This window comes from Beutenbergia cavernae DSM 12333, from assembly GCF_000023105.1.
GTDB lineage: Bacteria > Actinomycetota > Actinomycetes > Actinomycetales > Beutenbergiaceae > Beutenbergia > Beutenbergia cavernae.
In genome coordinates, this window is sequence record NC_012669.1 from 2,408,646 (window position 1) to 2,431,759 (window position 23,114).

Genomic DNA, 23,114 nt, shown 5'->3' on the forward strand with positions numbered 1-23,114 from the left:
GCCGCCGAACACGCCCGCCTGCTGCTCGAGCTCGGCGACCTGCGGTTCACCGGGTACGTCGGGCCTCAGGAGGGCTCCTGGGTGCTCGCGATCGCTGGCAACCCGCTCGGACCTGTGGCGCGCGGGAAGCGCCACGTCGCCGACCTCGCCCGTGACCTCGGCGCCAGGCCCCGCCACCGCCCGGCGTCTGCCGCGTTCCGTCTCCTCGGCCTCGATCTGCGCGACCGCATCGCCCTTGGCGCCCGGACTCAGGCTCGGGTCAAGGTCCGCAATCCGGAGCTCGATCCGCTCCGGCACGGACTTGTAGGGGGGGAACGCATGACCGAGCGGGTTGCCGGTGATCGGGTCGCGGCTCATTCCCATCAGGAGCTGGAGCTGGGCCTCCGATGCCCGATCACCGACCGCGAGTTGGCCCTTGCCAAGCGAGACGACTCCGGAACCGAGCCATTGGCCCGGTGGTCTTCCCGCTTCGTAGTAGCGCGTCAGCGGAGTAGGGAGGGTTCCGTCCCCGTCTGCGGCCGCGGCGGTGCGCAGCAGGTACTTGTAGCCATCGCCCGCACTCATCACGCGCATCGAACCGTCACAACGCCTAGGTGCGAGGCACGCAGCCCAGCCGTCTGCGATGCTGGGCATATGACCCAGGGGCCACGCGTCAGCTTGAACGATGTCACAGATGCGCAGCGTCTGGCTCTACGTCGGGCTGCGCGTAACGGCGAGTATCACTTACTGCTCGGCGCCGGGGCAAGCATGGACTCGACATCACACACTGGGGTTTCGCTTCCGGGTAGCAAAAAGCTGATTCAACAGCTATGCGATGCGTTCGACGTGCCCAATGAGCAGGGGGATCTACTCTGGCGGATCTACGATCGCGCTGTCGAGGCTGCCGGCGAATCACGCGTGTACTCGTGGTTTAGGGAGCGCTTCTGGGGTGTCAAGCACCCATACTGGATGGAGTACTACGCGAGAAGCCCGTGGGCAACCGTCTGGACCCTCAACGTCGACGACACATTCGAATCTGCGCACACCGCGGTTGCGAAGGAAACAAGTCGGCAAGTTCAGGTCTTGAACTGGGATGACAGCTTCCGTCAGGGTCGAAGTCTCAATGTCGTCCATCTTCACGGTGTGGTCGATACCGAGGACCCCAGGAAGCTCGTGTTCTCCCTGAGTGAGTACGCAGTCTCGGCGGCGTCTAGGGCGGCTTGGCCGGTCAACTTCCACGACTCGTATGGAAACTCACCATTCGTGATTCTCGGCGCGCGGCTAAGAGATGAACCTGACATCGAGAGCGTCGTATCGCGCCGTCATCCGACCCACGCTGCCCCCAGTTTCTACGTCGCCAGAACGATCTCGCGTGCGATGCACGCGGACTTGACGCGGTGGGGCCTCATCCCGGTTGAGATGACCGCTGAGGACTTTGTTCTTGAATGGGGTGAGCTTACGGGCCTTGACCTCGAACATGACCTGGGCGCAGAGCTTGAACTCGGCATTCGTATCGGCCAGCAGTTCACTGAACTCAAGTCAACCTCATCGCCCGTACCAGCAGGACACGATTTCCTTGGCGGCGACGAACCCCACTGGACCGATATTCAGAACGGCCTAGCAGCCGAGCTTGAATGGGTTACCAAGGCGACACTCGACTGCAATCAGATTGGTCGGTCCCTTCAGAAATCAACGGTCATCGCGTATACCGGAAGGCGCCTAACGGGTCGCTCTACGGGCCTACTTCAGCTCGGCGAGCATCTTAGGAAGGCTTCTTGGAGGACATTTCGGTTCCGCCATGAGGGGCGTATCGACGTCGAGGCACTCCTCGCCTTCGCTGCGGACGGGAAGGCATTGGCTCTCCTCTTCGACGGCGCGGCCGACATCGCGGACGACTTGGATCGACTTGCGACGGAGGCACGTCTCTCCGGAGCAAGCGTCGCCTGCGTGGTCGTCGACGATTCCGCTCGCGAATCCAACATCCTCGGACGGATCAGCGGCTCCAATCTTGCTCACGCACGGGTCGCCGGGATCAACGGCCGCCTGTCAAGGACCGATGCGGCTCGACTAGTTGACACGCTAGAACGGGTGGGCAGACTCGGGATACTCGAAGGACGCCCGGACCCCGCGCGCTTGGCGCACTTTAAGGGCCACGACCTGTTTGATGCGATGGCTCAACTCGAGAACGCACCAGGATTCGGGCGGCGGGTCGAACATCTTGTCCAAGAGCTGAAGGACACCCAGGCGCTCAGAGCCACTCTTGTCGCGTCATATGCGTCTCTCGTGAATCGTCGCCTATTGGTCATTGACGCCAGCAGAATGATCGGGATCAACAGCGACGAGCTAGTTAGGCGGATTCAAGACGATCCGCGCCTTGCGTCTCTTGTCTCGACCGACGGCACCGACGTACGAACTCGCCATCGCTGGCTGGCGCTACAGCCCACAGTCGAACGCATGGGTATCGATAGCGCCGCCGAGATGCTGCGAAATGCGGTTCGAAGCGTTTCATCCAGGCTAAACCAGAAGAGTCTGCGGGAGCGCAATCCAACCGCCCTTCTAGTTGGCAGTTTCATGTCACATCGAAACCTGAACGAAGCTTTTCCTGGCGCAGATCTCGATTCTTGGTACACATCGCTCGTTGACGTGTTCGGGTCCTGGAGCGCGAGGTACTGGGAACAGCGAGCGATCCTCGCACGACGAAACTCTCGATCCGACGCAAATTTGCTCGCCAAGGCGGAGTCTTTTTCACTCCGCGCAACTGAGCTTGTCGCCGATACATACAGCTTTACAACCCTAGGCACGGTTCTTCTGGAGAAGGCTTCACGCGTCCCGTTCGATGTCCATACCTACTACGAGCGCGGGTTGAGCGCTTTTGAGCGTGCCGCATCGCTGGACGCGTCGAGCAGCAACGTTGTTACGTGGATCGCCTTCCTCCGATATGCGACAAAAGTGCTCGAACGTATCTCCTCTGATCACTCCAAGGGCGTCGGTGCGCCGGATCTTGAAGACCTCTGGGGCACCGTGCGCGGCGACTGGAGGCGCACGTATGCGCAGCTGGCCCTTCTTGGGACAGCGAGTGATCACGTCAAGCGCGACCTGCAGAAGCTTCGACAGGACTTCGAGTCGCTTCCGTTGCCACCCGACCCCGACGACGGTTCTTCTCCGGATAGCGCCGGCGGGTAGGTAGCCCGCGCTTCAACCTCGACCTGCAAGGGCGTGATCGCTCCGAGGGCGGGCGGGCGTGACGCAGATCGGCCCTGGCCTGACTACTGGCAGCGGGTGCACCCTGACATGCCGTCAGCGGGACATCGGCGCCGGCTGTGCGAGGTCGTGCACCTGGCAGGTGATCAGCCCGGCGATGGGCTCCATGAGGGGCTCGGGTCCGGGGGCACCGAACCGCCGGAGCCCTCATGCACAACTCCCCGGACCGCGACGACGGTCCACTCCGGGTCGGACCGCTGTTCTCCGGCCGCGGCGGGCTCGACCTCGCCGTCGAGCACGTCTTTAGCGCCGAGACCATCTGGTTCTCCGAACTCAACGAAACCGTCGCCCGCATCTTCGGCCGTCACTGGCCCGACGCGCCGAACCTTGGCGACATCACCGCCATGGACAGGCGCGCAGCGGCACCCGTGGACATTCTCACCGGCGTGTTCCCCTGCCAATTCGTCCTCACAGTCGGACAGCGCGCCGGTCTCACACCCTGCGCCGCGTCCGGACTCTGGTCCAACATGGCCGCCGCATTCGCGGCACTACAACCCAAGCTCGTGGTGATCGAGAACGTCCGCGGGCTGCTGTCCACCACCGCCGCCCAGCGCGCCACACTGGAAGGCACAGGACATGAACGACGCAACCCCGACAATGCGACCTCCGCAACCGATGCGGCCTCGACCCTTCGCGACGTGGAACCCGACCCGTGGCATGTGGGGGACGACGCAACCCGACCTCTCAGGGCGGCGGGCGCCGTTCTCGGCGATCTGGCCGACCTGAGGCGAGACACACGATGGATCGGCCTACCGGCTTCGCTTGTCGGCGCTTCTCACCACCGCTTCCGCATCTTCATCCTCGCCCACCCGCAAGGCCCTGTTCCGAACCCCGCTGGCCTTCGCCTCCTCCCGAGCCGGCGAGTCTCTAGAACAGGTGCGGGCCAGCCGGGGCACGATCGCGCTGTCGCACCAGATCATCGACCTTGCCCTGCACGGACCCGATGGCTCACCGAACAAGCGCAACGAGTCAGAGGCCCTGTGGACGCTGATCAAGGACATCTTCGACGCTGGGGACGCTACGCCGACGCCATCGGCCGATGGGAACCCAGGACCTCACCCGGCACGGTCTGCACCCATCGGAGCCACCTGGATGGCTGACGCCGGCATCGTGCTCCACGTGCTCCAGGGCATCCTCGGCCACCAGTCCATCGAGACCACCAAGGGCTACCTGCACTCCGACCACCGCCACCTAGCCGCAGCCGCGAAACAGGCCAACCGGTCCCTCTCCACGCCCGCACCGAGAAGGGAGCCACGACGCCACGACGGGCCCCACCTGTGACGCCTTGCACCAGCCCGCTCCGGCCGCCCGACACCGGCCGGAGCACCCCTGCCCGCAGATTGGTCCATCTCACAGGCACCATTTGGTCCAATTCATCACCCAGCAGGCCTCACCGAGCGATTGGGGGCGCGGGCCTCGCCAAGACGTCGCAGGACCGACTCGCACGGGCACCGGAAACCGACCCCGGACACGAGGAAGCCCTGGCGAAGAACATGCTCTCACCAGGGCTTTTGCGTCGGGCTGACAGGATTTGAACCTGCGACCCCCTGACCCCCAGTCAGGTGCGCTACCAAGCTGCGCCACAGCCCGCCGGCCCACCGTGGTGGGCCCGGATGAGCCTACCGCAGCCGGGGCCTCGATCAGGACCCTGGACCAGCCCCCGGAGCCGGCATCGCCACGCCGTCGGACGCCGCCACTATCCCCAGCGATCCGCGCCAGGACGCCACCAGTACGAGGACCCCGGTGAGCACGAGCCACGCCACGATCGGGTACACGGTCAGGCGCTGCACCGCGCCCGGCCCGAGACCGACGTCCAGCCCGAGCACGTCCACCGCCACGCCGGCGCACCCCACCGCCAGCAGCGCCGCGCTGGCCCCGACGTAGCCCGCCCGGCGGCCCCACGAGGCGACGATCACGAGCAGTATCGTGACCAGCCCGCCCACGACAGCGGCGACGGACGCCGTCGTGTGCAAAGCCATGCGCACGACGTCGCCGTCGAGCGCCTCGACCACCGACCCCGGGAACACGCCGAGTCCCACGACGCCGAGCGCGAGCACACCAGCCGCCACCAGCACCGGCCCCCGCCAGCGCGTCCGCACGAGCGAGCGCAGCAGCGCAGCCCCGGCGCCCACGAGCAGCCCGAGCGTCACGAACCCCGCGTTCATCACCGCGTGCCGCGGCGAGCAGATCACCCGGTCCGTCACCACGCACTGCGGGACGCCGAGGTCGCTCAGGTAGTTCGCTGACCAGTCGTAGCCCGGCGGCGCCCACCCTGCCGCGACCACGGACTCCAGCACGGGGAACAGTCCTGCGGCGAGCACCACCACACCGCCGGCCAGGTGACCGACGCGCGCTCCGCCGTCGTCGGCCCGACCGGAACGCCCCAAACGCTCACAACGAACGCCTTCGCGGGAAGAACTATCCCCCGCCCCCGGCGCCGGCCCGCCCACCACGCACCCGCCTCACCAGACGGTGTAGCCGCCGTCGATCACCAGGTCGGTGCCGGTGCAGAAGCTCGACGCGTCGGACGCCAGGAACACCACCGCCGGCGCCAGCTCGGCAGGCTCCCCGACCCGCCCCAGCGGCGTCCCGCCGATCCACGTCTTGCCCCACTCCGGCTGCAGCTCGAGCCCCCGGCGAGTCAGCTCGGTCCCGATGTACCCCGGCGAGATCGAGTTCACCCGCACACCGCGCGAGGCCCACTCCCCCGCCAGCGACTTCGTCAGGTGGATGACGCCGGCCTTCGCCGCGTTGTACGACGACTGCGGCTGCGGGTGGTTCGAGATGTGTCCGCTCATGGAACCCGTGTTGATGATGGTCCCGCGGCCCGCGGCGAGCATCGCCCGGCCCTCGGCACGGCAGCAGTAGAAGACGCCGTCGAGGTCGACGGCGAGCACCCGCCGCCACTCGTCGTCGCCCATCTCCTCGGCCGGCGTGTTCGTCACGATCCCGGCGTTGTTCACGGCCACGTCGATCGACCCGAACTCCGAGACGACGTGCCCGACGGCGGCGTCCACGCTCGCAGAGTCCGTCACGTCGAGCTGCACGAAGTCGACGCCGAGCCGCTCCGCCGTCGCCTCCCCGATCTCAGCGTTGAGGTCGCCGATCACCACGCGCGCCCCGGCGTCGCGCAGACCGACGGACACCGCCTCGCCGATCCCCTGGGCACCTCCGGTGACAAAGGCCACGCGGCCTGACAGGTCGAACGGGTTCGTCATCGTCCTCGGACCTCCTCGAGCGGGCGCGACGGCCCTCGCCGCCACCGACCGAAACGCTACCGCCCGCGGCTCCCCGCCTCAGACCGCGACCGCCGACGGCGCCCCCTCCGGCCAGGACAGCGCGCCCCCGAGCGCGTCCGGGTGGTCCAGCCGCACCAGACCCGCGCGCACCTCCGGCAGCGGCGCGTACCGCTCGAGGTCCCGTCGGATCGCCACGACCTCGGCCGCGTCCGGCCCGACGAGCGGCAGCCGCACCCGCGCGCACGGCAGCAGCCCCAGACCGCGCAGCACCACCTTCGTCGCGACGGCCGGCGGCACGTGCCGGTTCAGCGCCCGGACGAGGGGTTCGAGGCGGTGGTGCGCGAGGGCGGCAGCCCGCAGATCTCCCGCCGAGACAGCGTCGAGCAACTGCCGGTACTCCTCGGGCGCCACGTTCGCGGCCACGCCCACCAGCCCTGTCCCCCCGAGCGCGAGCGTCGGGAGCGCGGCGACGTCCGAGCCGGCGAAGTACGCCAGCTCGAGCATCCCGAGGATGTCGGCGGCCCGGGACAGGTCGTCGGTGGCGTCCTTGATCGCGCAGACGTTGGGGTGCGCGGCAGCCCGCTCGAGCGTCGCCAGCTCCAGTCCGACGCCGGAGCGGCGCGGGTTGTCGTAGAGCATCACGGGCACGTCGGCGGCGTCGGCGACGGCCCGCAGGTGCGCGAGCACGCCCGCCTGGCTCGGCCGCACGTACGCCGGGGTCGGCGCGAGCACCGCATCCGCTCCCGCGCGGACGCCGGCCCGGGCGGCCTCGATCGCGCTCGTCGTGTCGTGCTCACCGGTCCCGGACACCACGCGTGCCCGGCCCGCGGCCACGCTCGTGGCGACCCGGACGACGTCGCTCCTCTCGTCGGCGCCCAGCGCGGCGCTCTCGCCGGTCGTGCCCGCGACCACGAGCCCGTCCACGCCGGCGGAGACCAGTCGGTCGACGTGACGCTCCAGGGCGCCGAGATCCAGGTGGCCGTCGGGCGTGAACGGGGTGACGACGGCGGCGAGCAGCCGCCCGAAGGGTGTGTCAGCCATGCCGGCCACGCTAGGCCGAGCGCCGCCGTCGGCGCCGTACGAGAACCGTCAACACCGCCGTCGACGGCGTACGAGTTCCGTCAGGACCCGGGTCGCCGACCGCCCGGCCGACGTAGAACGTAGCCATGACCTTGACCGCGATCATGCCGACCCTGCGCGCCACCATCCCGGACCCGATCGCCCCGGACCAGTGGCCGCTCGGCACCCACGCCACCACCACCGACCTCGTGGTGGGCGGCGTCTCGCTGCACGACCTCGCCGTCCTCTGCCGCACCCCGTGCGTGCACACGGTGGACGCCGTCCCGGCCGGCCCTCGCGGCACCACCCGCGCCCGCCCCGCCGAGACGATCGTGCTGATGTCCGTGCGCGGCGTCGCCCTCGGGGCCGACGGCGTCCCGCACCTCGCGGTCGACGCCGACCTCTCCCGCGTCCGCGTCGCGTGGCCCGAGCTCCGCCTCATCGGGCGTGTCTCCCGGGCGCGCATGGTCCTCGCGACCGTACGGCAGGGCGACGGCGCCGCTCCCGCGGAGACCGAGATCCACGTCCCCCGGGACGTGCGTGCCGGCGACCTCCTCGCCGTCCCCTGCGGCGGCACCCTCCGCCGGCGTGACGTGTGCAGCCGGGACGCCCGGTGAGCCTCCTCCACACCGTCCTGACGAGCCACCTCGCCACGATGCGCGCACCGGTCGGCGGCCCGTGGCCCGACGGGGCGGTCCTCACGCCGGACGACGTGCTCGTGGACGGCGTCTCGCTCGCGGCCACCGCGCAGGTCGCCGCCACCCCGGTGGTGCTGCTCGGACGCCGCGCCGTGCCCGCCGCCGGTCACCACACGACGTCGACGCTCCTGCGCTCGGTGCTCGTGGTCCGGGTCGACGCCACCGTCCCGCGCCTGCGCGGCCTGCCCCGGCAGGTCTGGGTCGACGCGGACCTCTCGGGCTGCTCGCCGATCCTCTCGGAGGTGCGCCTGGTGGGGCGGGCATCCCAGGCCCGGCGCGTGCGCTTCGTCGTCCGCCCGGAGCACGCCGACGCGCACCACGACCTCGCCCGGCTCCCGGAGGACGTGCACGAACGGGACGTTCTCGTGATCCCGTGCCTCGGGGCGATCAGCCCTGCCGACATCGCGCTCTGAGCGACCAGGGCCGAGCCGACGGCGACGCCGGCCGTCAGCCCCGCCTGGCCTCGCCTGGTTCGAACGCCAGCCGGTGCCGTTCCGCCCACACGACGCCGAGCACGAGCAGGTCGGCGAGCACGATCGCCGTCGCGAACCACGGGCTGAACCGGTACAGCGCGAACTGCGTGAGGAGCAGGTTGACGACGACGGCGAGCCGCACCGCCCCGAACGCCGCCGCCCGATCCGTGCGCAGCCGCCAGAACGCCCACCCGAGCGCGGCGGCGCTCACCAGGATCGAGGCGAACGCCAGGTACGCGAGCCAGGCGACGCCGTCGTCCACCGCGCGCGACGCGTCCCGGATCGAGAGCACGAGGGACGCGCCGAGCACCACGCCGACCCCGCCGACCGCCGCCGGCCACGCCCACCGCCGCACGACCACGGCGCGCAGGAGCTCGCTCAGGCGGTGCCCGACGGCACGCACCGGATCGGCCAGCTCGGCGTCGTCGTCCGGGACGGCGTCGAGCAGCGCCCGCACCTCGCCGGCCCCGGGCGCCGACGCGCCGGACTCGGCGAGCCGCACCGCGCTCGCCCGCTGCCACGCGCTGAACCCGCCGACCAGGCCGGACACGGCGTGGTCGGTGGCCCCCGCCAGGTACTCCGCCGCGGCGAACCGGCGTCGCGAGTGCACGGCGTCGGCCCCGAGCACGAGCACCACGCACGTCGCGTACATGACCACGAACGCCGGCTCGTAGAAGTAGTCGTTGTCCGAGGTGAGGAACTTGCCCACCTCGTCGATGAACAGCCCGAACCCGATGCCGCCCACCACGGCCGCCGCGGGCCGCACCACCGGCCCCGCGAACGAGAGCAGGAGCAGCACGGAGAGCGCCATCGCCAGCCCGCCCCACAGCACGTGCGCGACGTGCAGCCCGCCGCCCCCGAGCTGCGGGTAGCCGGCCGCCGCGAGGAACGCCCGTGTCACGGCCACCGTCGCGACCGTCACCACGAGGAACGCGGCCACGTGCCGCATCGCGTCCGGGTCGCGCGGCAGACCCCACCGCAGCAGCGGTGCCCTGCCCGACGGCGCTCGGCGGCCGTCCGCACCCGCGGGCGGCGGGTGCGGCTCGGCCGGGCCGGGCGACGTCACCGGCGGGGCCGCTTCTCCCGCACCCGCACGCTGAGCTGGATCGGCGTCCCGGCGAAGCCGAACGTCTCCCGCAGGCGCCGCTCGATGTAACGCCGGTAGCCGGGCTCCAGGAACCCGGTCGCGAACAGGACGAACCGCGGCGGGCGCGTGTCGGCCTGCGTCGCGAACAGCACGCGCGGCTGCTTCCCGCTCCGCACCGGGTGCGGGTGCGCCGCGGCGAGCTCCCCGAGGAACGCGTTGAGGCGCCCGGTCGGGACGCGGGAGTCCCACGACTCGAGCGCCGTGTCGAGGTGCTTCGCCACCCGGTCCACGTGCCAGCGCGTCTTCGCCGAGATGTTCACCCGCGGCGCCCACTGGACCTGCACGAGGTCGAGCTCGATCTCCCGCTCGAGGAACGGCCGCCGCTCGGGATCCATGAGGTCCCACTTGTTGTAGGCGATCACGAGGGCGCGGCCGGCGTCGATGACCTCCTGCACCACCCGGATGTCCTGCTCCGTCAGGGGCACGCTCGCGTCGACGACGACGACCGCCACCTCCGCCTTCTCGATCGCCGCCTGCGTGCGCAGTGATGCGTAGAAGTCGGCGCCCTGGGCCTGGTGCACGCGGCGCCGGATCCCGGCCGTGTCGACGAACACCCACGGCCGCCCGCCGAGCTCGATCAGCTCGTCGACCGGGTCGCGCGTCGTGCCGGCGACGTCGTCGACGACGACGCGCTCGCTCCCCGTGAGCGAGTTCAGCAGGCTGGACTTGCCGACGTTGGGCTTCCCCACGAGCGCCACCCGCCGCGGGCCGCCGCGCCCGGACGGACGCGCGACGGCGGACCGCTCGGGCAGGATGGCCAGCGCGGCGTCGAGCAGGTCACCGCTCCCCCGGCCGTGCAGCGCCGACGTGGCGAACGGCTCGCCGAGCCCGAGGTTCCACAGCGCAGCGGCGTCGGCCTCACCACGCGCGTCGTCGACCTTGTTCGCCACCAGCAGCACCGGCTTGCCGGACTTCCGCAGGATGCGCACGACGCGCTCGTCCGTGTCCGTGGCGCCGACCGCCGCGTCGACGACGAACATCACGGCGTCAGCCAGCTCGACGGCGATCTCCGCCTGCTCCGCGACCCGCGCGTGGAGGCCACGCGCGTCGTGCTCCCAGCCGCCGGTGTCGACCAGCACGAACGGCCGGCCCGCCCACTCCGCGGTGTACCGCACGCGGTCGCGAGTTACGCCGGGGACGTCCTGGACCACCGCCTCGCGGCGACCCAGGATCCGGTTCACGAGGGTCGACTTGCCCACGTTCGGGCGCCCGATGACGGCGAGGACCGGCAGCGAGGCGTCGTCGGCGTCGTCGTCGCCGAAGCCCCCAGCGCCCTCGAGGAGGGCGCGGTCCTCGTCGTCGAGCTCGTAGTCGTCGAGGCCGGCGCGCAACGCCTCGGCCCGCTGGAGGTCCTCAGCGGCGTCGGCCTCGGGCGCAGAGTCAGGTCGCTCGTCGGTGGTCACCGGCTCATTCTCTCGTGCCTGGCGACCCTTCCGCGCCTCGGGCCTCCCCGGCCACCGGATCGTCGGCGGGCAGGCCCACGCCGGTGCGCGCCGTCGCGTCGGCGATCGTGGCGAGCATCGCGCCGCGGATGACGTCCATGGCGCCCGCGATGGCCCGGCGGCCCGTGGTCGCGCCCGGCTCGGCCGCCTGCACCGGCTCCCCGAACGCGACGTACAGCCGGGACCGCGGACCAGGCACGTGCCCCCGCGAGTCGCCGCTGCGGCGCGTGCCGAGGACCGCGACCGGCACCACCGGCGCGCCGCTGCGGACCGCGAGCCACGCGATCCCGTGCCGCGCCGTCGTCACGTCGCCGCGCCCACGCGTGCCCTCCGGGAACACGCCCACGCACCGGTCCTCCTCGAGCAGCGCGAGCGCCGTCGTCAGCGCCGCCCGCCCGTTCGTGCGATCCACCGGGATCTGGCCCGCCCACCGCATGAGGAACCCCAGCCGGGACGTGAAGAACTCCTCCTTGACGAGGAAGTGCGACTCGCGCGGCACCGCACCGTGCACCACCGGGCCGTCGACGACGCCCGTGTGGTTCGGCGCGAGCAGCACCCGGCCGGTCGGAGGCACGCGATCGGCGTCGAGCACGCTCGTGCTCCACCACACGTGATCGAGGAACCAGCCGACCCGGCGGGACCACGTCGGTCCCCAGCGCCGGATGTCCTCGGGTGTCACGCCGCGGCCCGGACCGGGCGGCGTCGCCCGCTGGCCGGGACCGGTCACGACGGCGTCCGCGCCGCGAGTCGCTCGGCCACCACCTGTTCCACGGCGGCGATCGCCTGCTGGAGGTCGAGGTCGGACGTGTCGACGGTGACGACGCCGTCGGCGGCCACCGTGAAGGTCGAGACGGTGGAGTCGTCGGCGTCGCGACGCAGCACCTGGTCGCGGGTGGCGGCGATCGCGTCGTCGTCGTCCGACCCGTGCACCTCCCGCGCACGCCGGGCGAGCCGCGCGTCCTCGCGGGCCAGGAGCAGGATCCGCACGTCCGCGTCCGGCGCCACGACGGTCGTGATGTCGCGACCCTCGGCGACGATGCCGCGCCCCTCGAACGAGCCTTCGACGCGGAGCGCGTCGGCGATCTCGCTGCGCTGCCGGACCCGCATCCACGCCCGCACGCCGAGATTCGTCGCGACCTTGCTGACGATGGTCGTGATCTGGGTGGTGCGGATCGCGTCCGTGACGTCCGCATCGCCGACGACGACGCGCGCCTGCGCCGGGTCCGTGCGCATCTCCAGGGGCATGACCGCCACTGCACGGCGCACGGCATCCTCGTCGTCGAGGTCCACGCCCTCCTCGCGGCACCACCACGTCGCCGCGCGGTACATGGCCCCGGTGTCGAGGTACGCCAGGCCGCGCGTCGCCGCCAGGTGCCGCCCGATCGTCGACTTGCCGGACCCGGACGGCCCGTCGATCGCGACGACGACGCCGCGTCGTCCGTGCTCCTGGGATGCCGCGCTCATGCGCTCACCACCCGCCAACCCCGTTCCTGCAGCGCCTCCTCGAGCGGCGTGACGGACGCCGGCAGCACCGACAGCACCGCCATGCCGACCCTCTGCCGGGGCGCGTGCTCCATCTGGAAGTCCTCGATGTTCACGCCGATCTCGCCGACCTCGCCGAACAGGCGGCCGAGCTCGCCCGGGCGGTCCGGCACGAGCACCGTGACCTCGCCGTACGTGCGTCGAGCGCCGCCGTGCTTGCCCGGGATCCGAGCCACGCCGGCGTTCCCGCGCGCGACGACGCCGGACGCCGCGGCCATCGACCCTGGCGTCAGCGGGCCGTGCACCGCCGCCTCGTCGAGCGCCGACACCAACGCGGCGAGGTCGTCGCGGACCGCCGCCAGCGTGGCGGCCACCGGGCCGGCGTTCCCCACGAGGATCGCCGCCCAGAGCTGCGGGTCGCTGGCCGCGATCCGGGTCACGTCGCGCAGCCCCTGACCGGCGAGCGCGAGCGCCGACTCCGGGGCGCCCTGCAGCCGCGACGCGACGAGCGAGGCGATGACCTGCGGCAGGTGCGAGACGAGCGCGACCGCCTCGTCGTGCTCGCGTGCGCTCAGCTGCACGGGGCTCGCGCCGACGTCGACGGCGAGGTGCCGAACCGCCATGAGCGCGTCCGGCGACGACGACCCGTGGTCGACGATCACCCACGGGCGTCCGGCGAACAGGTCGGCGTCGGCGGCCGCCGCCCCGGACCGCTCCCGCCCGGCCATGGGGTGCGAGCCGACGTACCGGGCCAGGTCCTCCGCGGCGAGGTCCGCGTCGGCCAGCTCCTCCAGCACGATGCCCTTGACGCTCGCGACGTCGGTCACCACGGCACCCGGATGGGCGCGCAGCTCGCGTGCGACGACGTCGGCCGTCACGTCCGGCGGCACGGCCACCACCACGAGGCGCACGTCGCCGCCGTCGTCGGCGTCCGCGGACGGCTGGCCCGCCCCGACGTCGCGCGCCAGCGCGAGAGCCGACGGCGAGGCGTCGCTCAGCCGCACCGGGACGCCGTGCGTGGCGAGGGCCAGGCCGATGCTCGCGCCGATCAGCCCCGAACCGACGATCAGGACCGGGCCACGGGTCGCCAGGCTCGGCGTCGTCGTCCTCGCCGGCGCGGCGTCCTCCTGACTCACGATGGGCACTGTAGCGGGGCCGGACGGCGCCGCCCGTACGCGCGGCGGGTCGCCGTCACCGGGTGGCGGGGGGCGCGTACCGCAGGTCGAGCACCGGGCCGAGACCCGCCACGCTCGTGCCCTCGGTCAGCGTGAACTCCCCGCCGGCCAGCGTGAGCGATCCGCCCAGGCGGGGCAGCGCGCCGCGCGCGAGCTCCTCGGCGAGCGCCTGGCGCAGGTCCTCGAAGAGGCGGGCGGGCTCCGCCGTCGCCACGAGCTGCACGTCGCGGCCGCCGAGGGCGGCAAGACCGCGCGTGAACGCGAACGACATGCCCTGCTGCGCGTCGAGCACCCCGGCGTGGACCCGTGTCCAGGTGAGCGCCGGGTGCTGCGCCGCCTCGCCCTGGAACAGCACGTCGGTGGTGACCATCGCCTGCTCGGGGATCCACACGCCGCCCGCGTCCGGCCGGTCGAGCACGTTCGCCACCACGTTGGTGAACGTCGCCATCGCGCCGGTCCAGTCGGCGTCGAGCACCACGCCCACGGTGATCGCGCCGCGGTGGCCCTCGACGACCGGGGTGAGCCTGGAGCGCATCGGGCTCACGGCCAGGTCGCCGCCGAGCTGCCGGTCCTCGACCGGGCTCGTGAGCCCGCCGACCACGAACTGGTGCGAGTTGATCGTGATGTCGAGACGGGGCAGCACCGGGGCGTCCATCAGCGGGTCACCCATGCTCGGGCTGATCGCCGAGACGATCTCGCCCAGGCTGCGGGGCGCCTCCGCCAGGAGGACGACGGCGGTGAGAGCCGGTTCGAGGGCGGCTGCGGGCTCCGAGGCGGGGGTCGCCGCTGGGACCGGGGCGCCGACCGCCTCCGCCGGAGCGGGCGCTGCGGGCGCTGCGGCCGCCTCGGCCGCCCGGTACTCGGCGGCGGTGGCGAACCGCTGCTCGCCCGGCAGGATCACGACGGACGCGCTGGGGTGAGCGGCGATCCCGCCGAGGATCGTCCGCAGGAGGGACGCGGCCCCGGCCGGGTCGGCCCCCTCGACCGTCACGCCGAACAGCCCCGTGTGCGCCTTGTACGCCTCGACGATCCCGGCGGCGTCGGGGTGCGCGGCGATCATCGGCCCGAACGCCTGGTTGTACGCGAGCGGCGCCGGCTCCGGGGTAACGGTAGCCGTGCCGGCGGCCTGCCGCACCCGGAAGACCGTCCCCTCCCTCGCCGCCGGAGCTCCGGCGGCCGCCATGCCCGCGACGACGGCGTCGACCTCGGCGTCGAACGAGGAACCCGCGGGGCTGCGCAGGAGCACGATCCCGAGCGCTGTGCTCGGCGGTGGCTGGGACATCGAGGTCCTCTCGGTGGTGGAGGCGGGGCGGGGACTACAGGCCGACGGAGGACATCAGACGGCCGAGCTCCTCGCCGTCGATCACGCGCGTGGCACCCGGTCGCAGCTGGCCGAGCAGCACCGGCCCGACCCGCGTCCGGGTCAGGCGCTGCACGGGGTGCCCGGCGGCGTCCAGGAGTCGGCGCACGATGCGGTTGCGGCCCTCGTGCAGCACGAGCTCGACGACCGCGCTGTCCGGCCCCTGCTCGAGGATGGTGAAGCGGTCGACGCGCGCGGGGCCGTCGTCGAGCTCGATCCCGTCCTTGAGACGCCGCCCGAGCCCGCGGGCCACGCGGCCGGTCACGCGCGCGACGTACGTCTTCGGCACCTCGTACGAGGGGTGCGCGAGGCGGTGCGCCAGCTCGCCGTCGTTCGTCAGCAGGAGGAGGCCCTCCGTGTCGGCGTCGAGCCGGCCGACGTGGAACAGCCGCTCCGGGCGGTCGGCCACGAGCTCCGCCAGCGCGGGCCGCCCGCGGTCGTCGTGCATCGTCGAGTGGACGCCCCGCGGCTTGTTCAGCGCGAGCGTGACGACGCCCGGGTCGAGCTGCAGGCGCAGCCCGTCGACGTGGATGACGGCGGCGGTCGGGTCGACCCTCGTGCCCAGCTCGCGGACGACCTCGCCGTCCACGCTCACCCGGCCCGCCGAGATGAGGTCCTCGCAGGCGCGCCTCGACCCGAGACCGGCGCCGGCCAGGACCTTCTGCAGTCGCACGCCCTCCGCGGGTGCGCTCATCGGGCCGTCCCGTCGACGTCGTCGAGCGCCTCGATGTCCGGCAGGTACGGCGCGAGCGGCGGGAGCTCCTCGAGCGACGCGAGCCCCATCCTCTCGAGGAAGTAGCCGGACGTGCGGTACAGGGTCGCCCCGCTGTCTCCGTCCTGCCCCGCCTCCTCGATGAGCCCACGGGCGAGCAGGGTCCGCACCACGCCGTCGACGTTGACGCCGCGGATCGCCGAGATGCGGCCGCGCGAGACGGGCTGCCGGTAGGCGACGACGGCGAGCGTCTCCAGCGAGGCCTGCGTGAGCCGGGCGGTCTGCCCGTCGAGCACGAGCCGCTCCACGGCCGGGGCGAACGCCGCGGCGGAGTACAGGCGCCAGCCGCCCCCCACCTCCCGCAGCTCGAACCCGCGGGGCCGGACGCCGTCGGCCTCCCCGCGATACTCGGCTGCGAGCTGCGCGAGGAGCTCGCGGACCCGCGGCTCCGGCACGTCCAGGACCGTGGCGAGCCGTGCGGCGGCCACCGGTTCGTCGATCACCATGAGCACCGCCTCGAGCGCGGCCGCCTCGCCGCCGGGGAGCTCCGACCAGGTGGGCAGGGCCGCGGCCGGCGGAGTCGGGCCCTCAGGCTCCGGCGCCTCGTCGGCGTCGGGGATCGGCTCGGGCGTCTCACTCACCCGGCGAGCGTACCGGCGGGCGCGTCCGCGCCAGACGCACCGTCGGCGTCGCCGTCCGGCGCGGGAGACACCTCGTCGAAGTCCTCGCCCACCTCGACGTCGCCCTCCTCGCTGCCCGTCCACCGGATGGTGAGCTCGCCGAGCGCCTCCGCCTGATCGAACGCGACGGCACCCTCGCGGAACAGGTCGAGCAGGGCGAGGAAGCGGGCGACGACGACGTTCGCCGCCTCCGCGTCGTCCGTCAGCGCCCGGAACGACGTCGCCCGCACGTGCCGCAGCCGCGATACCAGGAGCGCCGCCTGCTCCCGCACGCTCACCGTCGGAGCGTGCAGGTGGCCGAGGCCGACCTGCGGCACGGGCTTGGGGACGAGGGCGAGCGCGGCCAGCGCGGCGAGCTGCTCCGGGCCGACCCGCAGCACGAGCTCCGGCAGCAGCGCGGCGAACCGCGGCTCGAGGCGCACGCTCCGGGGCACCGAGCGCCCCGCCGTCTCCCATCGCGCGGCGAGGTGACTGGCCACGTCCTTGAAGGCCCGGTACTGCAGGAGCCGCGCGAACAGCAGGTCGCGGGCCTCGAGCAGCTCGAGGTCCTCGCTGTCCTCCAGGTTCGCCCCCGGCAGCAGCCGCGCGGCCTTGAGGTCGAGCAGCGTCGCGCCGATCACGAGGAACTCGCTCGCCTGCGAGAGGTCCCAGTCCTTCTGGGCGCGGAGGTAGGCGACGAACTCGTCGGTCACCTCGGCGAGCGCGACCTCCGTGACGTCCATCTGGTGCTTCGCGATGAGCGAGAGCAGGAGGTCGAACGGGCCGGTGAAGTTGTCGAGCGTGACCTCGAACGTGCCGCGCCGGGAGCGGCCGGCTGCTGCCTCGACGGGCGCGCCGAGGGTGCCGGCGCCGTCGTCAGGCGACGTCACCGCGGGCGATGAGCTCACGCGCCAGCGACCGGTACGCCTCCGCGCCGGAGTGGCTCGGCGCGTACGTGGTGATGGGCTCGGTCGCCACCGAGGCGTCCGGGAACTTCACCGTGCGCCCGATCACCGTGGAGAAGACCTCGTCGCCGAACGCCTCGCGGACGCGCGCGAGCACCTCCCGCGAGTGGAGCGTGCGGCCGTCGTACATCGTGGCGAGGATGCCGTCGGTGCGCAGCCGCGGGTTCAGTCGGTCGCGGACCTTCTCGATCGTCTCGAGCAGGAGCGCGACGCCGCGCAGTGCGAAGAACTCGGTCTCGAGCGGGACGACGACGCCGTGGGCGGCGGTCAGCGCGTTGACGGTGAGCAGGCCGAGCGAGGGCTGGCAGTCGATGAGGACGACGTCGTAGTCGTCCAGCACGGGACGCAGCACGCGGGTCAGAGCCTGCTCGCGCGCGACCTCGTTGACGAGCTGCACCTCCGCCGCCGACAGGTCGATGTTCGCCGGCACCAGGTCCAGGCCGGCGACGGCGGTCGGCGTGACGATCGTCCGCACGTCGAACTTCGGGTCCATGAGGGCCGTGTAGATCGTGTCGTCGAGCTCGTGGGCGGAGACGCCGAGCCCGGCGGACGCCGCCCCCTGCGGGTCGAAGTCGACGAGCAGGACCCGACGGCCGTACTCCGCGAGCGCCGCCCCCAGGTTGATCGTGGTCGTCGTCTTGCCGACGCCGCCCTTCTGGTTGCACATCGCGACGATCCTCGCGGGGCCGTGCGAGGCGAGGGGCTGCGGCTCGGGGAAGTCCGGGATGGGCACGGAACCTGCGGGCGGGAGCCCGTCGTGGGCGTCGGCGTGCTGGTCGGTCGATGGTGCGCCTGGCGCCTCGGCGGCTGGCGCCTCTGCGGCCGGCGTCTCCGGACGTCCGCCGGGGGCCGCCGTCGGGACGTCGGTACCGACGACACCCTGGGTGTACGTCGGCACGTCGAGTGCAGGCTGCTCCTCGCTCACACGGCCACGCTAGCCTCCGGGCCCGCCTGCGATCTACCGCCCGCGCCGGACGGCACGCGATCAGCGGTGTCTGCGCCGGTACGCTCCAGCAGTGGACCTCAGCCTCGAACTGACGCCTGACCTCCTCGTCGCCTTCCTCACGCTGTTCGTGCTGGAGATCGTTCTCGGCGTCGACAACGTGATCTTCATCTCGATCCTCGCGAGCAAGCTGCCGCCCGATCAGCAGGCGAAGGCGCGCAATCTGGGGCTGACCCTCGCGATGGTGAGCCGGATCGGCCTCCTGTTCGCGGCGTCGTGGATGATCACGCTGACCGAGCCGCTGGTGACCGTCATCGGGCACGACTTCTCGGGCCGTGACCTCATCCTCCTGCTCGGCGGCGCGTTCCTCATCTACAAGGCCGTGAGGGAGATCCACGAGAAGCTCGAGGGGGTCGAGCACGGCCACGGCGGCGGCGGCGCGGCTCGGGCGACGTTCGGCGCGATCATCGCGCAGATCCTCGTGCTGGACGTCGTGTTCTCGTTCGACTCGGTGATCACCGCCGTGGGGATGGTGGACAACCTCGTGGTCATCATCGCGGCAGTGGTGCTCTCGTTCGGGATCATGCTGGTCGCGGCGAAGTACATCTTCGGGTTCGTCAACAAGCACCCGTCGGTGAAGATCCTGGCGCTGTCGTTCCTGCTCCTCATCGGCACGTTCCTCGTGGTCGACGGGTTCGGCGTCCACGTGGAGAAGGCGCTCATCTACGGCCCGATGGCGTTCGCGGTGCTCGTCGAAGCGCTCAACCTCACGTACCGCCGCAAGCAGTACGAGCGGGCGCAGGCCGCCACCCCGGTGGAGCTGCGCAGCCGCCCTCGCCTCGCCGACGACGGCGACGCGCTCGCCGCGGCGGAACGCGACTCCGACGGCGCGATCGGGCTGTCGCGCAAGCCCGTCGCCGTCGCCGTGGCCCCTTCCGACGCCCCCGTCGAGCGGGAGTAGGTCCGCCACGGCGAGCGCCACTCCGGGAGCCCGAGGCGCCACGCCCAGGCGAGTGTGGGGCGTGCGTCCGAGTGCGGTGCGTGCCGCTCCGCACTCGGGCGCACTCCCCGCACTCGCTCTCAGCACCGATCCGGACACGGTTCGCGGCTACAGCGCAACGCGACGGCCTCGGGCCACCTGCTGCGCCATCGCGTGACGGATGCGGGCGACGATCCGCGCCGGGTCACCGAGCTGCTCCCACGTGACGTGCACGAGGCGCCACTCGTGCTCGTCGAGGGCATCGTTGCGTCGCTTCTCGGCGAGGAGCCGGGCTTGCACCTCCGCAGGCTTCCGGCCGTACTTCCCGTCGCCGTCGAACTCGACCGCGACGCGCAGGTCCGGCCAGGCGATGTCGAGCCACAGCAGACCCAGAGCGGTCCGCACCGGGTGCGAGAGATCGGGTCTCGGCAGCCCTGCCTCGTGGGCGATGAGGCGCACGAGCGTCTCCCCGGGAGAACCGGAGCGAGCATCCATCAGCCGAAGCACGCGTTCCGCACGGAGGATGCCCCGAGCACCCCTCATCGACGCCGCGCGGTCCCTGACTTCCTCCGCGCTCGTCCCGATCCGTAGGCCCGAGTCAGCGATCACGAGAGCGGATGCGATCGGGAGCGTGCGCGCACAGTCGATGATCGTCCGCGGGAGGGCTGTCACCGGCACGCCGGCGATCTCCGCTCGATCGCTCGCGGGCAGTCGGCCGACGTGGCGCATCACGGGGTCACCCGGACGCCGACTCACGCCAGGACGTGTGCCCTGCACGAGGTGAACCTCCTCGGCGAGCCGCCACGTCCAGCATCCCCAGAGCAGGGCAGCGCTCGTGTGGCTGAACCAGTGCGGCGTGCGCAGCCGGGCCTCGAGCGCGGCAACCTGCGCCAGGATGCGCTGTTCGCGTTCGGTCCCGAGGGCGCCGGGCTCGTCGGTGCCGTGCCCGGTGACGCGGTAGCAGCCACGCCGAACGCTCTGGAGCTCGCCGCGGCGGAGACGGTGCTCGATCTCGCGCCTGTCATCGACGGAGTACCAGACGAGAGAGGGCGGGACCCGCGGCTCGACCGAGGCGCCCGGGATGAGTTCAGCCATTCCCGGATCCTGCCCGTCGTTTCAGCCGGCCCGGGTTCGTCCTGTGGACGACGACGGTGCCGAGCGCCGTCCACAGGCGTGGGTGGCGCATCGATGACGCGCGTTCTGCTCCGGCGCCCGACCCGCTCCGGCGCGTTCCGCTCCAGTGCGGGGTGAGGGTCCGAGTGCGGTGCGTGCCGCTCCGCACTCGCGCGCTCACCCCGCACTCGCGCGCTCACGACGCTCGCGGGCGCACCACCCGCACCCGGCGGAGGGACCCGCAGCGGGATCGCGCGTCAGCCGCGCGCCCGCGGGTGCGCCGCCGCGTACACCTCACGCAGCGTCTGCGCGGTGACGAGCGTGTACAGCTGCGTCGTCGTCACCGACGCATGGCCCAGCAGCTCCTGCACCACGCGCACGTCCGCGCCGCCCGCGAGCAGGTGCGTCGCGTAGGAGTGGCGCAGCGTGTGCGGCGAGACGTGCTCCTCCAGGTCCGCCCGCCGGGCCGCCGACTGCAGGATCGCCCACGCGCTCTGCCGGCTCAGCGGCCGCCCCCGCATGCCGAGGAACAGCGCCGGCGTGCCGGTCCCCGCCTGAGCCAGCACCGGCCGGGCGCGCACCAGGTAGGCGTCGACGGCGTCGCGCGCGAACCGCCCGAGCGGCACCACGCGCTCCCGGCGCCCCTTCCCGAACAAGCGGACGGAACCGGCGTCGTCGTCGAGATCGATGTCGTCGACGGCGAGCGACGTCGCCTCCGTGATCCGCGCCCCCGTGCCGTACAGCAGCTCCAGCAGCGCACGGTCGCGCAGCGGGCCGGGTCCGTCGCCGGCCGACGCCGCCACGAGCAGCCGCTCGACATCCTCCACGGCGATCGCCTTCGGCAGGCGCTTCGTGGTCGACGGCGGCCGCACGTCGACCGCCGGGTCGCTCGGCGCGATGCCCTCGAGCATGGCGAACCGGTGCCAGCCCCGGACCGCCACCACGGCGCGTGACGCCGACGACGCCGACAAGGCGCTCCCGCCGTCGCTCCCCGTCCGGAGCGCCTCGACGTACGCGTCGACGTCGGCGGGCCGGACGTCGGACAACCGGGCACGACCGAGCGCCCCCAGGTACGCCGCATACCGCGACAGGTCACGCCGGTACGCGGCCAGCGTGTGCGGGCTCAGACCCCGTTCGACGCCGAGGTGCGCGAGGTAGTCCTCGAGGTCGCGCGCGGGCCCGACGGCGTCCATGCGCTCAGAACGGCAGGAACGGATCGACCGCGATCGCCACGAACACCAGCGTGAGGTACGTGATCGAGGCGTGGAACACCTTCATCGCGTGAAGCTTCCCGGGCGCGCGCCCGACGGCACGCCGGTACAGCCCGATGCACGCCCACATGAACCACGCACCGGCGGCCACCGCCGTCGCCGTGTACAGCCAGCCCATCCCGGCCACCGGGATCAGCACCAGCGTGCACGCCACCATCGCCACGCCGTACGCCACCATCTCGCGGGCGACCTTCGTGTCCGCCGCGACGACCGGGAGCATCGGCACGTTCGCGCTCGCGTAGTCGCGCTTGAACTTCATCGACAGCGGCCAGTAGTGCGGCGGCGTCCAGAAGAAGATCACCCCGAACAGCACGAGAGCGGCCCAGTCGAGGCCGCCGGTGACGGCGGACCAGCCGATGAGCACGGGCATGCACCCGGCGGAACCGCCCCACACGATGTTCTGGGACGTCCGACGCTTGAGGATCAGCGTGTAGCCGACCACGTAGAGCAGGATCGCCGTGAGCGTCAGCGCCGCCGCGACGACGTTCACGAACACCGCGAACCAAGCGATCGCGACGACGCCGAGCACGAGGCCGAACACGAGCGCCTCGCGAGGCGTCACAGCACCCGTGACGAGCGGACGCTTCCGCGTCCGCGCCATCACCTGGTCGATGTCGCGGTCGATGTAGCAGTTGAGCGTGTTCGCGGAGCCGGCGGCGAACGCACCACCCACGAGGGTCGCGATCGCGAGCCACCAACCTGGCCAGCCGCCCGCCGCGAGGATCATCGTGGGCAGCGTCGTGACGAGCAGCAGCTCGATGATCCGCGGCTTCGTCAACGCGACGTACGCGCCGACCTTCGCCCGCAACCGCCCACCGCGTGACGACGGGACCGGCGGACGCAGCGATGCCGACGCCGTCTCGCCCGATCCTGCGGCCCCCGGAGTCGTCGCGGGTTCGGCGGTGCGCACTCGTGCCCTCGCTCCCCATCCCCGCAGCGCGGGATCGTGGTGCCGCGCGCCCAGAGGCCGGTGCGGCCGTTCATCGGTCGCGATCCTCCTGCGCTCGCTAGCGCTCGCTGTCGGAGTCTCGCACTGCATTCTCGGTCGCGATCCTCCTGCGCTCGCTAGCGCTCGCTGTCGGAGTCTCGCTCGGATCCGTCTCATCCTATGGCAGCCGCCCGCGTTCCGGACGCCGCGCGCGAGGCCCCGGCCACCG

General features: G+C 72.2%; 21 protein-coding genes, 1 tRNA gene and 2 pseudogenes. 6 read left to right on the plus strand and 18 right to left on the minus strand.

What is annotated here, in order from left to right; translation table 11 throughout:
* Positions 1 to 168: 168 nt before the first annotated feature.
* Positions 169 to 573 (minus strand): annotated as a pseudogene (locus BCAV_RS22135) (relaxase domain-containing protein); the annotation flags it as partial.
* 375 nt (positions 574 to 948) lie between these two features.
* Here BCAV_RS22135 and BCAV_RS22140 point away from each other — a divergent pair.
* The 3 genes and pseudogenes from BCAV_RS22140 to BCAV_RS23210 all read left to right on the plus strand — a co-directional run bounded on the left by BCAV_RS22140 (position 949) and on the right by BCAV_RS23210 (position 4,521).
* Entirely contained in the window at positions 949 to 3,162 is a 2,214-nt protein-coding gene (locus BCAV_RS22140) for a P-loop NTPase (protein ID WP_245529034.1), read from the plus strand.
* A 227-nt stretch (positions 3,163 to 3,389) separates the two neighbouring features.
* Positions 3,390 to 3,770 (plus strand): annotated as a pseudogene (locus BCAV_RS23205) (DNA cytosine methyltransferase); the annotation flags it as partial.
* 346 nt (positions 3,771 to 4,116) lie between these two features.
* Positions 4,117 to 4,521 (plus strand): tyrosine-type recombinase/integrase, encoded by a 405-nt coding sequence (locus BCAV_RS23210; RefSeq protein ID WP_050761721.1) that lies wholly within the window; start codon positions 4,117 to 4,119, stop codon positions 4,519 to 4,521.
* 235 nt (positions 4,522 to 4,756) lie between these two features.
* Here BCAV_RS23210 and BCAV_RS10785 read toward each other — a convergent pair.
* The 4 genes from BCAV_RS10785 to dapA all read right to left on the minus strand — a co-directional run bounded on the left by BCAV_RS10785 (position 4,757) and on the right by dapA (position 7,520).
* Positions 4,757 to 4,830 (minus strand) — tRNA-Pro (locus BCAV_RS10785).
* 50 nt (positions 4,831 to 4,880) lie between these two features.
* Entirely contained in the window at positions 4,881 to 5,561 is a 681-nt protein-coding gene (locus BCAV_RS10790) for a DUF998 domain-containing protein (protein ID WP_187292812.1), read from the minus strand.
* A 141-nt stretch (positions 5,562 to 5,702) separates the two neighbouring features.
* Positions 5,703 to 6,458: a glucose 1-dehydrogenase gene (locus BCAV_RS10795; RefSeq protein ID WP_015882635.1), complete on the minus strand. Its 756-nt coding sequence runs from the start codon at positions 6,456 to 6,458 to the stop codon at positions 5,703 to 5,705.
* Between the two features lie 78 nt (positions 6,459 to 6,536).
* Positions 6,537 to 7,520 carry a 4-hydroxy-tetrahydrodipicolinate synthase gene (gene dapA, locus BCAV_RS10800; protein WP_015882636.1) on the minus strand — a complete coding sequence of 328 codons (984 nt, stop codon included), beginning with the start codon at positions 7,518 to 7,520 and terminating at the stop codon, positions 6,537 to 6,539.
* 125 nt (positions 7,521 to 7,645) lie between these two features.
* Between dapA and BCAV_RS10805 the strand changes: the two genes are divergently transcribed.
* Together BCAV_RS10805 and BCAV_RS10810 are read left to right on the plus strand one after the other, a co-directional pair.
* The gene (locus BCAV_RS10805) at positions 7,646 to 8,155 is read left to right on the plus strand and encodes a hypothetical protein (protein ID WP_015882637.1); all 510 of its coding nucleotides are present in this window, start codon (positions 7,646 to 7,648) and stop codon (positions 8,153 to 8,155) included.
* On the plus strand, positions 8,152 to 8,649 hold the full coding sequence (locus BCAV_RS10810) for a hypothetical protein (protein ID WP_015882638.1): 498 nt from the start codon (positions 8,152 to 8,154) through the stop codon (positions 8,647 to 8,649). The genes BCAV_RS10805 and BCAV_RS10810 overlap by 4 nt, the downstream gene beginning before the upstream one ends.
* Before the next feature lie 34 nt (positions 8,650 to 8,683).
* Here the strand turns inward: BCAV_RS10810 and BCAV_RS10815 are convergent, their stop codons facing one another.
* From BCAV_RS10815 to BCAV_RS10860, 10 genes are read right to left on the minus strand one after another with little or no spacing between them, the layout of a single operon-like run.
* Positions 8,684 to 9,775, minus strand: a complete 1,092-nt coding sequence (locus BCAV_RS10815) for a hypothetical protein (protein ID WP_015882639.1) — start codon at positions 9,773 to 9,775, stop codon at positions 8,684 to 8,686.
* Entirely contained in the window at positions 9,772 to 11,259 is a 1,488-nt protein-coding gene (gene der, locus BCAV_RS10820) for a ribosome biogenesis GTPase Der (protein ID WP_015882640.1), read from the minus strand. The genes BCAV_RS10815 and der overlap by 4 nt, the downstream gene beginning before the upstream one ends.
* A 4-nt stretch (positions 11,260 to 11,263) precedes the next feature.
* Positions 11,264 to 12,025: a lysophospholipid acyltransferase family protein gene (locus BCAV_RS10825; RefSeq protein WP_015882641.1), complete on the minus strand. Its 762-nt coding sequence runs from the start codon at positions 12,023 to 12,025 to the stop codon at positions 11,264 to 11,266.
* Complete coding sequence (gene cmk, locus BCAV_RS10830) at positions 12,022 to 12,762, minus strand: (d)CMP kinase (RefSeq protein ID WP_015882642.1); 741 nt, start codon at positions 12,760 to 12,762, stop codon at positions 12,022 to 12,024. Before cmk ends, BCAV_RS10825 begins: the two co-directional genes overlap by 4 nt.
* On the minus strand, positions 12,759 to 13,916 hold the full coding sequence (locus BCAV_RS10835; RefSeq protein WP_144016762.1) for a prephenate dehydrogenase: 1,158 nt from the start codon (positions 13,914 to 13,916) through the stop codon (positions 12,759 to 12,761). Before BCAV_RS10835 ends, cmk begins: the two co-directional genes overlap by 4 nt.
* Before the next feature lie 55 nt (positions 13,917 to 13,971).
* Entirely contained in the window at positions 13,972 to 15,237 is a 1,266-nt protein-coding gene (locus BCAV_RS21635; RefSeq protein WP_015882644.1) for a hypothetical protein, read from the minus strand.
* Positions 15,238 to 15,271: 34 nt separating this feature from the next.
* Positions 15,272 to 16,009, minus strand: coding sequence for a pseudouridine synthase (locus BCAV_RS10845; protein WP_015882645.1), 738 nt, complete (start codon positions 16,007 to 16,009; stop codon positions 15,272 to 15,274).
* Positions 16,006 to 16,668, minus strand: coding sequence for an SMC-Scp complex subunit ScpB (gene scpB / locus BCAV_RS10850; protein ID WP_015882646.1), 663 nt, complete (start codon positions 16,666 to 16,668; stop codon positions 16,006 to 16,008). Before scpB ends, BCAV_RS10845 begins: the two co-directional genes overlap by 4 nt.
* A complete protein-coding gene (locus tag BCAV_RS10855; protein ID WP_144016763.1) occupies positions 16,665 to 17,594 on the minus strand; it encodes a segregation and condensation protein A in 930 nt (309 codons plus the stop codon). Before BCAV_RS10855 ends, scpB begins: the two co-directional genes overlap by 4 nt.
* On the minus strand, positions 17,563 to 18,384 hold the full coding sequence (locus BCAV_RS10860; protein WP_050761842.1) for a ParA family protein: 822 nt from the start codon (positions 18,382 to 18,384) through the stop codon (positions 17,563 to 17,565). Before BCAV_RS10860 ends, BCAV_RS10855 begins: the two co-directional genes overlap by 32 nt.
* 283 nt (positions 18,385 to 18,667) lie before the next feature.
* Between BCAV_RS10860 and BCAV_RS10865 the strand changes: the two genes are divergently transcribed.
* Positions 18,668 to 19,555 carry a TerC family protein gene (locus BCAV_RS10865; RefSeq protein WP_015882649.1) on the plus strand — a complete coding sequence of 296 codons (888 nt, stop codon included), beginning with the start codon at positions 18,668 to 18,670 and terminating at the stop codon, positions 19,553 to 19,555.
* 147 nt (positions 19,556 to 19,702) lie between these two features.
* Here BCAV_RS10865 and BCAV_RS21640 read toward each other — a convergent pair whose 3' ends face one another.
* From BCAV_RS21640 to BCAV_RS10880, 3 genes are all read right to left on the minus strand, one after another.
* Positions 19,703 to 20,668, minus strand: coding sequence for a hypothetical protein (locus BCAV_RS21640; RefSeq protein ID WP_015882650.1), 966 nt, complete (start codon positions 20,666 to 20,668; stop codon positions 19,703 to 19,705).
* Positions 20,669 to 20,943: 275 nt separating this feature from the next.
* Positions 20,944 to 21,879: a site-specific tyrosine recombinase XerD gene (locus tag BCAV_RS10875; protein WP_015882651.1), complete on the minus strand. Its 936-nt coding sequence runs from the start codon at positions 21,877 to 21,879 to the stop codon at positions 20,944 to 20,946.
* A gap of 4 nt (positions 21,880 to 21,883) precedes the next feature.
* Positions 21,884 to 22,867 (minus strand): heme o synthase, encoded by a 984-nt coding sequence (locus BCAV_RS10880; protein WP_425358460.1) that lies wholly within the window; start codon positions 22,865 to 22,867, stop codon positions 21,884 to 21,886.
* Positions 22,868 to 23,114 lie beyond the last annotated feature (247 nt).